10 protein-coding genes are annotated in these 12,724 nt (G+C 60.8%); all 10 read right to left on the reverse strand.

Annotation, left to right across the window (positions count from 1 at the left end; translation table 11 throughout):
- Positions 1 to 126 precede the first annotated feature (126 nt).
- Complete coding sequence (gene purT, locus NLU14_RS18865) at positions 127 to 1,317, reverse strand: formate-dependent phosphoribosylglycinamide formyltransferase (protein WP_275709484.1); 1,191 nt, start codon at positions 1,315 to 1,317, stop codon at positions 127 to 129.
- A 54-nt stretch (positions 1,318 to 1,371) separates the two neighbouring features.
- The gene (locus tag NLU14_RS18870; RefSeq protein ID WP_275709486.1) at positions 1,372 to 1,554 is read right to left on the reverse strand and encodes a DUF1289 domain-containing protein; all 183 of its coding nucleotides are present in this window, start codon (positions 1,552 to 1,554) and stop codon (positions 1,372 to 1,374) included.
- A 33-nt stretch (positions 1,555 to 1,587) separates the two neighbouring features.
- Positions 1,588 to 2,310, reverse strand: coding sequence for a 5,6-dimethylbenzimidazole synthase (gene bluB, locus NLU14_RS18875; RefSeq protein ID WP_275709488.1), 723 nt, complete (start codon positions 2,308 to 2,310; stop codon positions 1,588 to 1,590).
- An 18-nt stretch (positions 2,311 to 2,328) separates the two neighbouring features.
- Positions 2,329 to 3,786, reverse strand: coding sequence for a cobyric acid synthase (locus tag NLU14_RS18880; protein WP_275709490.1), 1,458 nt, complete (start codon positions 3,784 to 3,786; stop codon positions 2,329 to 2,331).
- A 13-nt stretch (positions 3,787 to 3,799) separates the two neighbouring features.
- On the reverse strand, positions 3,800 to 4,411 hold the full coding sequence (gene cobO, locus NLU14_RS18885; RefSeq protein WP_275709492.1) for a cob(I)yrinic acid a,c-diamide adenosyltransferase: 612 nt from the start codon (positions 4,409 to 4,411) through the stop codon (positions 3,800 to 3,802).
- A complete protein-coding gene (locus NLU14_RS18890; protein WP_275709494.1) occupies positions 4,404 to 5,732 on the reverse strand; it encodes a cobyrinic acid a,c-diamide synthase CobB in 1,329 nt (442 codons plus the stop codon). The genes cobO and NLU14_RS18890 overlap by 8 nt, the downstream gene beginning before the upstream one ends.
- A 165-nt stretch (positions 5,733 to 5,897) precedes the next feature.
- A complete protein-coding gene (locus tag NLU14_RS18895; protein ID WP_275709496.1) occupies positions 5,898 to 6,668 on the reverse strand; it encodes an ABC transporter ATP-binding protein in 771 nt (256 codons plus the stop codon).
- Positions 6,668 to 7,621: a FecCD family ABC transporter permease gene (locus NLU14_RS18900; protein WP_338040809.1), complete on the reverse strand. Its 954-nt coding sequence runs from the start codon at positions 7,619 to 7,621 to the stop codon at positions 6,668 to 6,670. Before NLU14_RS18900 ends, NLU14_RS18895 begins: the two co-directional genes overlap by 1 nt.
- 33 nt (positions 7,622 to 7,654) lie before the next feature.
- Positions 7,655 to 8,551: a cobalamin-binding protein gene (locus NLU14_RS18905; RefSeq protein WP_275709500.1), complete on the reverse strand. Its 897-nt coding sequence runs from the start codon at positions 8,549 to 8,551 to the stop codon at positions 7,655 to 7,657.
- Complete coding sequence (locus NLU14_RS18910; RefSeq protein ID WP_275709502.1) at positions 8,545 to 12,720, reverse strand: cobaltochelatase subunit CobN; 4,176 nt, start codon at positions 12,718 to 12,720, stop codon at positions 8,545 to 8,547. The genes NLU14_RS18905 and NLU14_RS18910 overlap by 7 nt, the downstream gene beginning before the upstream one ends.
- Positions 12,721 to 12,724: the final 4 nt, after the last annotated feature.

Raw genomic sequence — 12,724 nt, forward strand, 5'->3', positions numbered from 1 at the left:
CGGTTGTCTTTCGATTTCCGGCCCGCCTTACCGGCGTGCCCCTCGAGAGAGATGCGTATTCTACAGAGCTCACTTGAGGTGTCAACGATTCGTTATAACTTTTTCGGGAAACCGACGAATTACCGTCTAAAGCTCGGTTTTTACCGCCGCTGCTGCGCGGGTTGCCTTTTCCCTCGCCTCGATAATTGTACTTCCGGTCGCAAGGGCCACGCCCATCCGACGGCGGCCTTTCAGTTCCGGTTTCCCGAACAACCTAAGAAATATATCAGGCTCGGCCAGGGCTTTTTCAAGCCCTGAGTAGGAAACGGCATCAGACTCTCCTTCAGGTAATATCACTGCGGAGGCCGATGGGCCCAGTTGGCGTATCGCCGGTATTGGCAGCCCCAGAATTGCCCGGGCGTGTAATGCAAATTCCGACAGATCCTGGGAAACGAGGGTTACCAGCCCGGTGTCATGGGGGCGCGGCGACACTTCGGAAAACCACACCTTGTCACCCTGGACAAACAACTCTACCCCGTAAACCCCATAGCCACCAAGATTGTCGGCAACCGCCTCGGCAATTTCCCGCGAACGGGCCAGCGCTTTTTCACTCATTGGCTGGGGTTGCCAGGACTCACGGTAATCCCCGTCTTCCTGCCGGTGTCCGATCGGGTCGCAAAAGGAAATACCATCGCGATGTTTCACGGTCAGCAAGGTGATTTCGTAATCGAAGTCCACGAACCCTTCAACAATCACCCTGCCCTTACCGGCCCGACCACCCGTCTGGGCGTATTCCCAGGCAGCTTCAACATCATCGCGGGACTTGACCGTGCTCTGCCCTTTACCGGATGAGCTCATCACCGGCTTCACCACAAGAGGCAACCCGATGGCCTCGACCGCCGCGAGATATTCCTCTTTTGATTCTGCAAACCGGTACGGCGATGTGGCGAGCCCAAGCTCCTCAGCCGCCAGGCGACGGATGCCTTCCCGGTTCATGGTCAGATTCACGGCCCTTGCCGTGGGAATGACGTGATAGCCTTCCTGCTCGAGCTTGACCAGTTCCGGCGTGGCAATGGCCTCTATCTCCGGCACGATCAGATTCGGCTTTTCCATCTCGATAATGCGGCGAAGGGCTTGCCCATCCAGCATATCGACAACGTGGCTGCGATGGGCAACCTGCATGGCCGGCGCATTGGCGTACCGATCAACCGCGATCACCTCAACGCCGAAGCGCTGGAGTTCAATGACGACTTCCTTGCCTAGCTCTCCGGAGCCACAAAAGAGAACCCTGAACGCGTTTTCTTTAAGTGGAGTACCAATTCGAACTGTGTCAGTCATGATGTTCTCTGCCCTGTGTGGGATCGATGAGCGCCTGATTTACGCCGAGACACCCTAGATCAAAACCCTGCTTTCACGCTCGGCAACGTTTCGCAGTACCTCCCGACGTTCTTCGTTGCTCATCTGAGACCACCGCGTAATTTCATCACCACTACGATAACAGCCAACGCAAATGTCATTGTCATCCAGCGCACAAATGCTCACACAGGGCGAGCGTACCTTATCAGCGACTTTCATCCTGCAACCTCATCCAACTTCCTGGCCGTTACTTTAACCTTTCCTGATCTGCGCTTCTAATGCCTGCTCCGTCAGCGGCTCGCCCCACGTGTTCCCGTGGACCAGCTCGGACAATGGCAACCGCGAGCGCCAGCCTTTTTTCTCCAGCTCGGGCTGGTCAAGAAATTCGCTCACATAGCCAAGACACAGGTACGCCAATGGGTACACATGCTCTGGCAGGTTTAGCGTACGGGCGAGTTTATCCTGATCCAGGATGCTTACCCAACCCACACCAATCCCCTCCGCTCGCGCTGCCAGCCAGAAGTTCTGTACCGCCAGGCAGGTGCTGAACAGATCCGTCTCCACAATCGAATTGCGCCCCAGAACGTGTGTGCCGCCGCGGCTGCGGTCGCAGGTTATGCAGAGATTCACGGGGCTTTCGAGGATGCCCTGAAGTTTCAGGCTTTTATAGCGTGTATTGCGGTCTCCCTGGTAGTTTTCTGCCGCTTTGCGGTTCTCTTCCTCAAAAATCGAGAGGACCGTCTGGCGCACTCCAATGCTGTCAATCACGATAAAATCCCAGGGCTGCATGAAGCCGACGGAAGGCGCATGATGCGCTGCGCTGAGCAGCCGGGTAAGAACGTCCGGAGGAATCGGGTCGGAAAGGAACTGTGAACGCACATCCCGCCGCTCATGGATAGCGCGATAAAGCCCTTTGGTTTCCTCGCCACTGAAGGGACGATTGTGGTCAGTCCTGTGTGTTTTATTGTCGGTCATTCTTTGTCCCCAATGCCTTCAGGTCAGGCCCAGCTGCTTCTTCAGGAAATCAGTGTCCAGACAATCCTCCACATGGTCCGCCAGCCGATCCAACTGCTGCAAACGGTGTTTCTGATAGTCCACGGCCTGGCCCTGTGATCGCAGACCCGCCCACTGCAGTATTTCGCTGGCAGCTTCGGCCTCGTCGAAAATGCCGTGTACATAGGTGCCCATCACCTGGCCATCATCGCTGATCGCGCCATCAGGGCTCCCATCCAGCATTGCCAGCGGGCGCTCCAGGGCGGGACCAGTGGTAACGCCATTATGCATTTCATAACCCGTAAACCGGGTTTTACCCGCCCCAAGCCTGAGCACACCGGCCACGTCCTGCAATTGCTTGCCAGCAACCATACGTGTGGCCATATCCAGCAGACCCAGCCCTTCGGTACTGCCCACCTCGCCTTCCAGGCCGTCAGGGTCCAGTACTTCCCGGCCCAACATCTGGAAACCTCCGCAGATGCCAAATACCTTGCCGCCATAACGCAGGTGTTTGCGGATTGCCTCGGGCCAACCCTGGGAGCTCAGCCATTGCAGGTCATGACGGGTACTTTTACTGCCGGGCAAAACGATCAGGTCGGCCGGGGGAATGGGCTGGTCCGGGCCGATGAACCGAAGGTTGACTCCAGGGTGCAGGCGCAGGGGATCAAAGTCGTTGTGGTTACTGATGCGGGGCAGTACCGGGACGATCACATTCAGCGCGCCGGCTTCACTGCTACCGCTGATGCCCACGCTGTCTTCGGCATCGATCACCAACCCGTGCAGGTACGGCAGCACACCCGCCACCGGTTTGCCGGTGCGTTCGGCCAGCCAGTCCAGCCCCGGTTCCAGCAGGGCGATATCGCCCCGGAAGCGGTTGATGATAAAGCCTTTGGTACGAGCCCGCTCGCTGTCGGAGACCAGTTCCAGAGTGCCTACCAGTTGCGCAAAGACGCCCCCCTTATCGATATCGCCGACAAGCAGCACCGGACAATCTGCCGCTTCGGCGAAACCCATGTTGGCTATATCATTAGTGCGCAGATTGATCTCGGCCGGGCTGCCGGCGCCTTCGGCGATGATCACGTCATAACGGGCGCTCAGTGCACGCCAGGCGTCCATCACCGAGGCCATCGCCTGGGCTTTGTAGGCATGGTAATCCAACGCGTCCATGTTGCCATGGACCTTGCCCCGCAGGATCACCTGGGCGCCGCAGTCGCTCTGGGGCTTTAGCAGCACCGGGTTCATGTCGCTATGGGGCTCCAGTCCGCAGGCCAAAGCCTGAAGCGCCGTGGAGCGACCAATTTCACCGCCATCCACAGTGACTGCGCTATTCAGGGCCATGTTCTGGGGCTTGAACGGCGCCACGGAAACACTCTGCCGCGCCAGCCACCGGCACAGGGCAGCCACCACCGTAGTCTTGCCGGCGTCAGAGGTTGTACCCTGAATCATCAATGTGGTCATGGGGTCCTGTCCGTTAAAGCTCTACGCCTTTCTGGGCCTTGATGCCCTGATCCTTGAAGGCGTGTTTCACCACACCCATTTCCGTCACTGTATCTGCCAGATCAACCAGCTCCGCTGGCGCAGAACGGCCGGTGATGACCACGTGCTGCATTTCCGGCCGGCCCTGCAGGTCATCCAGCACCCGGTCCAGGTCAATGTAGTCGTACTTCAGGGCGATGTTGAGTTCGTCCAGCAGGATCAGGCCGTAGCTGTTGTCTTTCAACATGGCGGCCGCCACATCCCAGGCGGCGTTGGCGGCTTCCACATCCTGCTCCCGGTTCTTGGTGTCCCAGGTATAGCCCTGACCCATCACGTGGTAGTCCACATTGGGCAGGTCCCGGAAGAAGGCTTCCTCACCGGTGCTGAACGCACCCTTGATGAACTGGACAATGCCCACTTTCATGCCATGGCCCAGAGCCCGGGCGACCATTCCGAAGCCGGAGCTGCTCTTGCCCTTTCCGGGGCCGGTCAACACCAACAACACACCCTGCTCTTTCTGGGCGCGGGCAATGCGCTCCTGCATGATTTTCTGTTTGGCATCCATGCGGCGTGCATGGCGTTCGGGGTCTTTGGCGCGTTCACGCATGGTCAGGCTCCTTATCGATGAGCGGGCGAATGGCCTGCCCGCGAAAAATTCCAGCCACCAACTCAGGGGCCGAAGGGAAATAACCGTGGAAATAACTGGCCACCAGGCCGTTTTGGCAGAAGACTGGCTCAGCTTCCGTACCCGCCAGCTTTCGGGTTCGAGCCAGGGGTTGCCAGTCGGTCTCCAGGCGGGAGTGGTGATAGGTGTGGCCCCGCAGCTGCCCCTGCTCGGTGCTCAGGCGCTGCAGACCCAGCGCCTGCAGGCGGCCGGCCATGCTGGCACGCCCAGGCATCAGCCCCAGTAATTTATGGATCTGGCCATCATGATCCATCAGTTCGTCCACGCAGGCCATCAAACCACCGCATTCCGCCAGCATCGGCTTGCCAGCGGCGTAATGGGTGCGAATGGCATCCAGCATCGGCTGGTTGCCAGCCAGGGTAACGCCGTGCAGTTCCGGATAACCGCCCGGCAGCCAGATCGCATCGACTTCGGGTAATGTCGAATCCGCCAGCGGCGAAAAAAACTCCAGCTTCGCGCCCATGGCCCGCAGCAGGTCCAGGTTGGCGCGGTAGATAAAGCTGAAAGCCGCGTCCCGGGCAATGGCGATGCGCACACCCGTCAGTAACGGTGGCGGGGGCTCCGGGGCATCAGCTTCCAGCGTCACAGGAAGCGGCAGACCATCCAGACCCGCCTCGGCCAGGACATCGGCGGCGGCATCCAGGCGCTGGTCCAGATCATTCATCTCCCCGGCCTGCACCAGGCCCAGGTGGCGGTCCGGAATGTTCATGGCCTCGTTGCGGGGGATCGCCCCCAGCAGTTCTATACCCTCCGGTAAACTTTCCCGCAGCATGGCACCGTGGCGGGGACTACCAATGCGGTTCGCGATCACCTGGCGAACCGGCAGCTCCGGATCGAAGCTAGCCAACCCCAGGGCCACCGCACCAAATGTCTGGGCCATACCACGGGCGTCGATTACCGGCAGAGCGGGAATACCCATTAGCTTGGCCAGGTCTGCACTGGAGGGGTCGCCATCAAACAAGCCCATGGAGCCTTCCACCAGGACCAAATCGGCGTCTTGGGCCGCTTCTGTTAACCGCCAGCGGCATTCCGCTTCTCCGGTCATCCACGGATGCAACTGGTACACCGGTTGGCCAGAGGCGACTTCCAGCACCATAGGGTCCAGATAATCCGGTCCATGTTTGAACACCCGAACCTTGCGACCAGCATTCCGATGTAATCTCGCCAGGGCAGCGGTCACCATGGATTTCCCCTGGCCGGAGCCGGGAGCGGTAATCATTGCAGCTGCTACGGTTGCTTTCATATCGTATGTAGATCCAAAGTTAGCCTATCTCGGAATCCGGGCGACCGGGGGCGGGTAACGCCGTCCGGGACCGTCAAAAACATGGATGTTTTTGTCGAGCGTACAGGGACGTATTCACAGCGTGTCCCGGACGGCGTTACCCGCCCGCGGTCGATGCTCCCAAGTTCAATGCTTAACAGGCACAAATAGTGGCGCACCATCTACCTCCACTGTCAGCAATTCCTGGTCGTAAAGTCGTTCGAGTGCTGCTGGCACGAGCATTCGCTTGGCGGGGCCCCAGCATGCTTCGCCGTTTGGGAAGAGTAATAACAAGTGGTCACACCAGCGGGCAGCCAGATTCAGATCGTGCAAGCACATAAAAACGGAACGCCCAGCACGGGCTTGTTCGGTCAGTAACTGCAGTACCGATACCTGATGATGCAAATCCAGATGATTGGTGGGCTCGTCCAATAGCCAGGTATCAGGTGCCTGTGTCAGGACTGTCGCAATGGCGACGCGCTGGCGCTCGCCACCGGAGAGGGTATTCACCAGGCGATCGCTCAGATGAGCTACATCCAACTGTTCGAGAGCGCGGCGGGCGATGCGTTCGTCAGCCCCCGTTTCCATCTGCCAGGGTGACAGCCAGGGGTGGCGGCCGATCAGCGCGGTTTCCAGGACTGTGGCGGGAAATCCATCCTGGCGGTCCTGAAACACCAGTCCCAGTTGCCGGGAAATTTGCCGGCGTTTTAACTCGTTCAGCGAATTCTCGCCAAGGAAAACAGCACCCTGACGTGGCTCCAGCAGGCCGGCAAGGGTATGGAGCAAGGTTGTCTTGCCAGCGCCATTCGGCCCCAGAACGCCCCATATCTGCCCGGGTTGTACCGAGAAGTTCAGCGCCTCCCCGTCGTCCCGCCCGGGAATATCGATCACCAGTTCTTGCGCCTGTAACGGGTTCATTAGCGGCTCCGGTACAGCAGGTAAAGGAAGGTTGGCACACCCAGCAGAGCGGTAATCACCCCTACCGGCAACTGCTCTGGCGCAATGACCACCCGCGCCAGGGTATCCGCCAGTACCAGCAGTGTGCCGCCGGCCAGGGCACAGGCAGGCAGGATCAGCCGCTGGTCGTTACCCAGCACCAGCCTCAGCATGTGGGGCACCACCAGACCAACAAACCCGATGCTGCCGGCCATGGTCACTGCAGTGGCCGTCAGCAGGCTGGCAAGGATATAGATCATCCATTCCAGGGGCCGCACTGAAACTCCAAGAGCCGCGGCCTGCATGGGGCCGCGGGCCAGTACGTTAAGGCTGCGGCCCAACGGCACCACCAGAAGGCACACCAGAAAAAGAAGCACCAACGCCGGCCAGGGTGAACGGGCGTAGGACACGTCACCCATCAGCCAGTACAGCATGCCCGGCAGACGCTGGGCGGGGCTGATGGCCAGCATCAGAGTGATCACCGCGCCCCAACCCGCTGCGACAACCACGCCGGTCAGCAGCAAACGTGATGGCGTCCAGCTGCCGGTACCATGGGCGAGCCCGAATACCATTAATGTCGCCAACATGGCACCGGCAAAGGCCGAACCGGAAACGATCAAGCCACCCAGGCCCGCCAGCATCGCCAACAGCGCGCCCACCGCGGCGCCGCCTGAAAGACCAAGTACATAGGGATCTGCCAGCGGATTGCGGAGAAGCACCTGCATCAGCGCTCCAGCCACCGCCAAGAGGCCACCCGTTGCGAAGGCCGACAGCGTGCGGGGTAGTCGCAGTTCCAACACCAGGGTTTGCTGCAGGTGGCTACCCTCACCGAGGATGACCGCCGCGACCTCCCCTGGTGTCACGCTGACACTGCCGATGCCCACGGACAACACCATGGCAGCCAGGCTGGCCAGAGCCAGAATCAACAACGGCATGGTCAGTGGTCTGCTCACGTGGCTGACCTCGCACTAGCGTTTGGCACGGGCATCGTCCAGTTTCTCGCAGAACAGTTGTGAGCCTTCCAGCATGCGCGGTGTCGGGCGCTGGACCAGTGAAGGCGGAATGAAGTACAGGTTTTCCCTGGCGGTGGCATCAATACTGGGAAATGCCTCCCACCGGGCCAGCCAGTGCCGGTTTTCTTCCCCCATGCCACCCGCCAGGATGGCTTCGGGATTGGCGCCGATCACCGCTTCGGCGCTGATCCTGGGTACCAGGCGTTCAAGGTCGCCAAACACATTCACCCCGCCACAGAGGGAAATAACCTTGCCGATCAGATGTTCGTCATTCACCGTCATCAAGGGTTCGTCCCAGACCTGATAGAACACCGATACCGGCTCGGCATCACGATACTGGCGTTCCAGAGCGGCAATGCCCTGGCGGAACCGATCCGCTTCGGCAAAACCTTCTTCATCGGTACCGGCCAGGAGCGACAGCCGTTCAATCGTATGTGATACATCCTCAAAGCTGCGGGGCTCGATTGAGAATACGGGCAGGCCCAGATCCCTCAACGCCTCAATCTGCTCCGGGGGATTGCCGGTCACCCAACCGATCACCAGGTCCGGCTGCAGTTCCATCAAGCGCTCCAGATCCATGCGGGTATGGCTACCTACCGAGGGAACTTCCTTTGCTTGATCCGGATAGTCGCTGAAGGAGACCACAGCCACCACCTTGTCACCGGCACCTGCCGCCCAGACCAACTCGGTAGCCCCCGGAGACAAGGCCGCAATACGGGTGGCCGGCTGCTCAAGGCAGACCTCCCTGCCGGTATCATCGGTTGCGCATACTTCGGCAACCACTACGGCAGCCTGCCCAATGGCAAGCAGGGACACACCCAGGGCGATGAGATACCTGAACGAATTCAACATGACACCTTCTGGCTCTTCTGGTTCTGGCAATTGTCATTGGCCGCACGCATGGAGGGATAATCCGCAGCGCCACCCTTTCGGGCGGATTCGAAGGCCTCCCTTTGACGTGGATCCAGTTGATCCGCAACCCAGTCCATCAAGGGGTGATCCGGGCGAGTGTGCCCGCTGCCGGGCAGGCCATGGTCAATGATATTCCCCGCGAAGTCACGCGCCAGCGCCTTCCGGGTGAACACGTCCGCCTGCCAGAATCCGCGCTTGGCTGCCAACAGTGCAATCGCCTGCATATGCGTCTTGACGTGAACATTGTGGCCTTCTGCCAGGAAGTCATCCAGGCCCAGCCCGTGGCGGTCCTGGAAGTAGACTTCGTTGACCTCATCCCAGACACTGGAACGAAGCACCTGGGGACTGGTGATCTGCCAGCCCCACAGGTTATCGAGGAAGTCGCTTCCCATGGTACGTGCCCCGGCGTAGCCATGCTCCATCAACGGTGCCAGCCACTGTGGATTGAGGTTGCGGGCGCGCAGCTCCACCTGCAGCGCACGCTGGAGGGAGTCCACCCGCGGGTTTTTCGGATCCGCGTACTGCAACACCCGGTTCTGCGGGGGCTCGCCGCGCAGATGTTCCACGGCATTGGACAAGCCACCCTGGAAATCAAAACCGTCATCGTTATCCAGCAGACCGTAGAGATGGCTGGCCCGCCCAAGGTACGTGTGATTCACGGTGTTCAACTGGCGGTCAAACGCCTGATGAGCCGGGTCTCCCCGGGAACCCTTGCCATAGACATGCCCCATGCGGCGGCGGTAGGCATCGCCCAGTTGGGCCCGATCCTCCCAGGCGCCGGTGCGGGTAGCCAGGCGGTTAACGCCGGCGCCATAGGCCCCCGGCGCAGTACCAAAGACCCGATAAGCGGCCTGGGCACCGGCATCCCGCGCAGAAGCACCCGCAGCCAGCAACACCCGGGTGTCCGCAACCCAGCGTACAGCAACCCCATTGGTTGCCAGGGATTCATTGCCGGGTTCACGCATATTGGCGGGCAGTACCGACAACGCCTGCTCCAGCGCCTGCTCCAGTTCCGGGTGCTCCACCCTGATGGATTCCGCAGCACCAGCCAGGGCATAGCGGGAGGCCATATCCAGCCATTCAAGCTGGCTTTCATAAAGATCCCGGAACAGCCCGGAGGTGGTGAACACCACATTACGCCGCACCGGTGTATCGGTCCCCGGCCCGGCGGGCAGGCGCTCCAGGCCCTTCACGATACCCCGGCTGTTCCATACCGGGCGAATCCCCAGCAGCTTCATGCCGAAGGCAATCATCACGCCTTCGTCCCGCACCGTGTCCGAGGCCCAGAGCACCAACGCGTCGCTCTGCTCCGGTGTGCTGTCTTTTTCGGCCCTGGCCTCTTCCACCAGTTCGGTGGCCAGCGACCAGGCAACCCTGGTTGGAATCAGGTCATCGGACAGGGCGTGGAAATTGCGCCCCGTTGGCAATGCAGCCGGCGTGCGCAATGGGTCGTTACCCTGCCCTGGCGCCACGAAACGGCCATCCAGCGCCGCGAGAAAACTATCGCGTTCAGACGCTGGAGAGGCTTCGAGATGTTTACGCCAGACTGGCTCGGGAGTACCGGCCTTGCCGGCCATGGAGTCCAGCATGGTATCCACCATCTCGGCACTCCAGTCCCGGCCAAACACGTGTAGCCCCAGGGGCATGAAATGCTCCTGCATATCAGTCACGTAGTGACCAGCCTCGTGAACCAGAAGATCCGGTGACAATTCATCCAGGGAGACCTCTTCCACGGACAGCCCCATCTCACCGGCGATTTCCTGCTCCAGGTCGTCGGAAATATCCAACACCTGGATTTTCTCCCGCAGCATCTCCAGGGCCCGCTCCCGGGTAGGGCTGTCCGGTTCGTTGGCGGACTCCCAGGTTTCCACGAGCTGCCGGAGTTCCAGCAGTTCATCGTAGAGCTCCGTGGCCGCCAGAGGCGGCGTCAGATGGCTGATCATTACTCCCAGGGCCCGCCGCTTGGCCTGGATGCCCTCGCCCACACCGTCCACGATGTAGGGATAGATCAACGGCAGGTCACCCCCCAGCAGGTCCGGGTAGTCATCCCCCGTCAATCCGGCCCGACGGCGTGGCAGGAATTCCCTGGTGGAGTGGCGTCCCACATAGACCAGCGCATCCGCCTGATAGTGATCCCGCAGCCAATGGTAGAACCCCACGTATTGGTGGGTAGGCGGGAAGGTCAGGTTGGCGTGCAGCAGTTCCTCGTCCACTTCCCAGCCCCGGGGTGGTTGTGGGCCGATATAGATGTTGCCGAAACGAAGGCCGGGGAAAATCAACCGGTCGTCCACCACCATCGACTGCCCGGGTGCTGCGCCCCACCCCTTGAGTCCGGGGATCCTCGTGTCGGCCAGGGCAACCCGGCTATCTTTCAGTTCGTCCTTGTGACCACCTTCATCAAGACGCCTTTGCCAGAGCGCCTCATACTCATCCAGCCGAACCAGCGCGGCCCTGCGATTGGGATGCTGGAGGTGTTCGATCAGGTGCCGCAGGTCACGGATGCCGCGGCTCAGCAACCCCGTTGCCAGATCTTTCTCGCCCATTGCATGGGCCTGCTCAAGACGCTCGTGCAGATACCCCAACGGCCCATGAACCATTTCCTGCCGGACAACCGCCGGCAAGGTTTCGAAGTAGCTTTGGTAGGTGTCACTGGACATGGAGGCAACCTCACCCGCCATATCACGCAAAGCGCGGGGGTCATCCGGCAGGCTTACGCCCCGTTGCTGTAGCAGGTCGGTGAGAGCCTTGGGGCTGTCCGGCAGCGGGCCGGTGTCATAACCTTCGGCCTTGAGCCAGGTCAGCATTTCGTAGAGGGAGGCTGGCACATCCAGGTTATCCGCGCCGATGTTCTGCCGGCCCGGAGGGTGGTTGTAGTAGATGATGGCGACGCGCTTGTCGGCGTTGTCCCTGGCCTGCAGTGCATGCCAGCGCTTGAGTCGGTCAGCAACCGCCTCCACCCGTTCCGGCACCGGCTGGGTCAGGGTCAGGGCCACACCGGTGCGCTCATCAATCACCTTCGGTTCCGCCGTCGCCAGTACCATGGGCTGGCTGACGCCCTGAAGTTCCGGCATCGCCAGCTTGTAATGCACTTTATCCGAAGGGATGCCGTCGACCGACAATTGCCATTGATTGGCTGTTCGGGACGCCAGTCGCAGGCCTTTGATGACCGGCACATCCAGCCGGGTGAGCGCTTCGGTAACCTGGCGCCGGCCCTCGCCACCGCCGATAGTAAAGTCCTGCAGACTGACAATGCCGGAAAGGCTCGCCGGGCCAACCGTTTCATCCAGGGAACGAATCGCCTCCAGGCTGGCACCGCCCCACCGGGACAAAATGGCAAAGCACTGGATGCCGCGGGATTCCAGGGCCGCGCAGGTTGCGTCCAGCAACGCCCGATCGCCCGGGCGGTCGCCGCTGTCCAGGTCCAGGAGCGTTACGACCGGGCCAGAGCGCAGGTTCAAGTCCGCCGGATCATCCATGGCCTCACCATCGCGGTAATAGCGAATCAGCGCCCGGGGCGGCAGATCCGGCACGTTCATATCCTCGCCTGCCTGCGCCAGCAACCAGCGCAATACCCCATCCAGGTGTTGCGGGGTGCGGCCCTGGTAGAGAGCCCTGCCCTCAAGCCAGGGTTCCTGATCGGGAAACCGACCTTTCAATCCCTCCAGATGGGCTTTCAGATCCTCTCCGGGATCCGGAGCTTTCATGAGGTTATTGAGGGCCGTGGCATCGAGCCTTTCCAGAACGGCGCGTCCTTCCAGCCGCGACAGTACGGTCAGGGCCCTGTCGCCGTTCACGGCCAGTATCGGAAAGTCACGCACGGAAGCCTGTTCGCGCACGGCCCGCTCGATCCGCCCAACCTGTTCGCCGAAAACCGCTGCCATCAGCAGTGCGTCGGCCTGCCCCACAAGATCATCAAGGGCCTTGTTGTCCAGTTTTGCCAACTGCTCCGGGGTTCGCAGGATAACCCGGTGCTCCGGGTGGGCGGCCAGGAAGTGCTCCGCGCCTGCGGCCATCTCTGCAGCCGATCGTTCCGAGATCACGCCGAATACCGTGGCACCAAACACCGGGGGCGAGAACAGCATTACCAGACCCAAAAAAAAAGCAAACACCGGG

Source organism: Marinobacter iranensis, assembly GCF_029207565.1.
GTDB classification, from domain to species: Bacteria; Pseudomonadota; Gammaproteobacteria; order Pseudomonadales; family Oleiphilaceae; genus Marinobacter; species Marinobacter iranensis.

What these genes read in the sequence shown, in the direction of transcription:
- bluB (WP_275709488.1), bottom strand. Translation starts at nt 2,310, where the DNA reads ATGACCGACAATAAAACACACAGGACTGACCACAATCGTCCCTTCAGT.
- NLU14_RS18880 (WP_275709490.1), bottom strand. Translation starts at nt 3,786, where the DNA reads ATGACCACATTGATGATTCAGGGTACAACCTCTGACGCCGGCAAGACT.
- NLU14_RS18895 (WP_275709496.1), bottom strand. Translation starts at nt 6,668, where the DNA reads ATGAACCCGTTACAGGCGCAAGAACTGGTGATCGATATTCCCGGGCGG.
- NLU14_RS18905 (WP_275709500.1), bottom strand. Translation starts at nt 8,551, where the DNA reads ATGTTGAATTCGTTCAGGTATCTCATCGCCCTGGGTGTGTCCCTGCTT.
- NLU14_RS18870 (WP_275709486.1), bottom strand. Translation starts at nt 1,554, where the DNA reads ATGAAAGTCGCTGATAAGGTACGCTCGCCCTGTGTGAGCATTTGTGCG.
- NLU14_RS18900 (WP_338040809.1), bottom strand. Translation starts at nt 7,621, where the DNA reads ATGCCGTTGTTGATTCTGGCTCTGGCCAGCCTGGCTGCCATGGTGTTG.
- NLU14_RS18890 (WP_275709494.1), bottom strand. Translation starts at nt 5,732, where the DNA reads ATGAAAGCAACCGTAGCAGCTGCAATGATTACCGCTCCCGGCTCCGGC.
- cobO (WP_275709492.1), bottom strand. Translation starts at nt 4,411, where the DNA reads ATGCGTGAACGCGCCAAAGACCCCGAACGCCATGCACGCCGCATGGAT.
- purT (WP_275709484.1), bottom strand. Translation starts at nt 1,317, where the DNA reads ATGACTGACACAGTTCGAATTGGTACTCCACTTAAAGAAAACGCGTTC.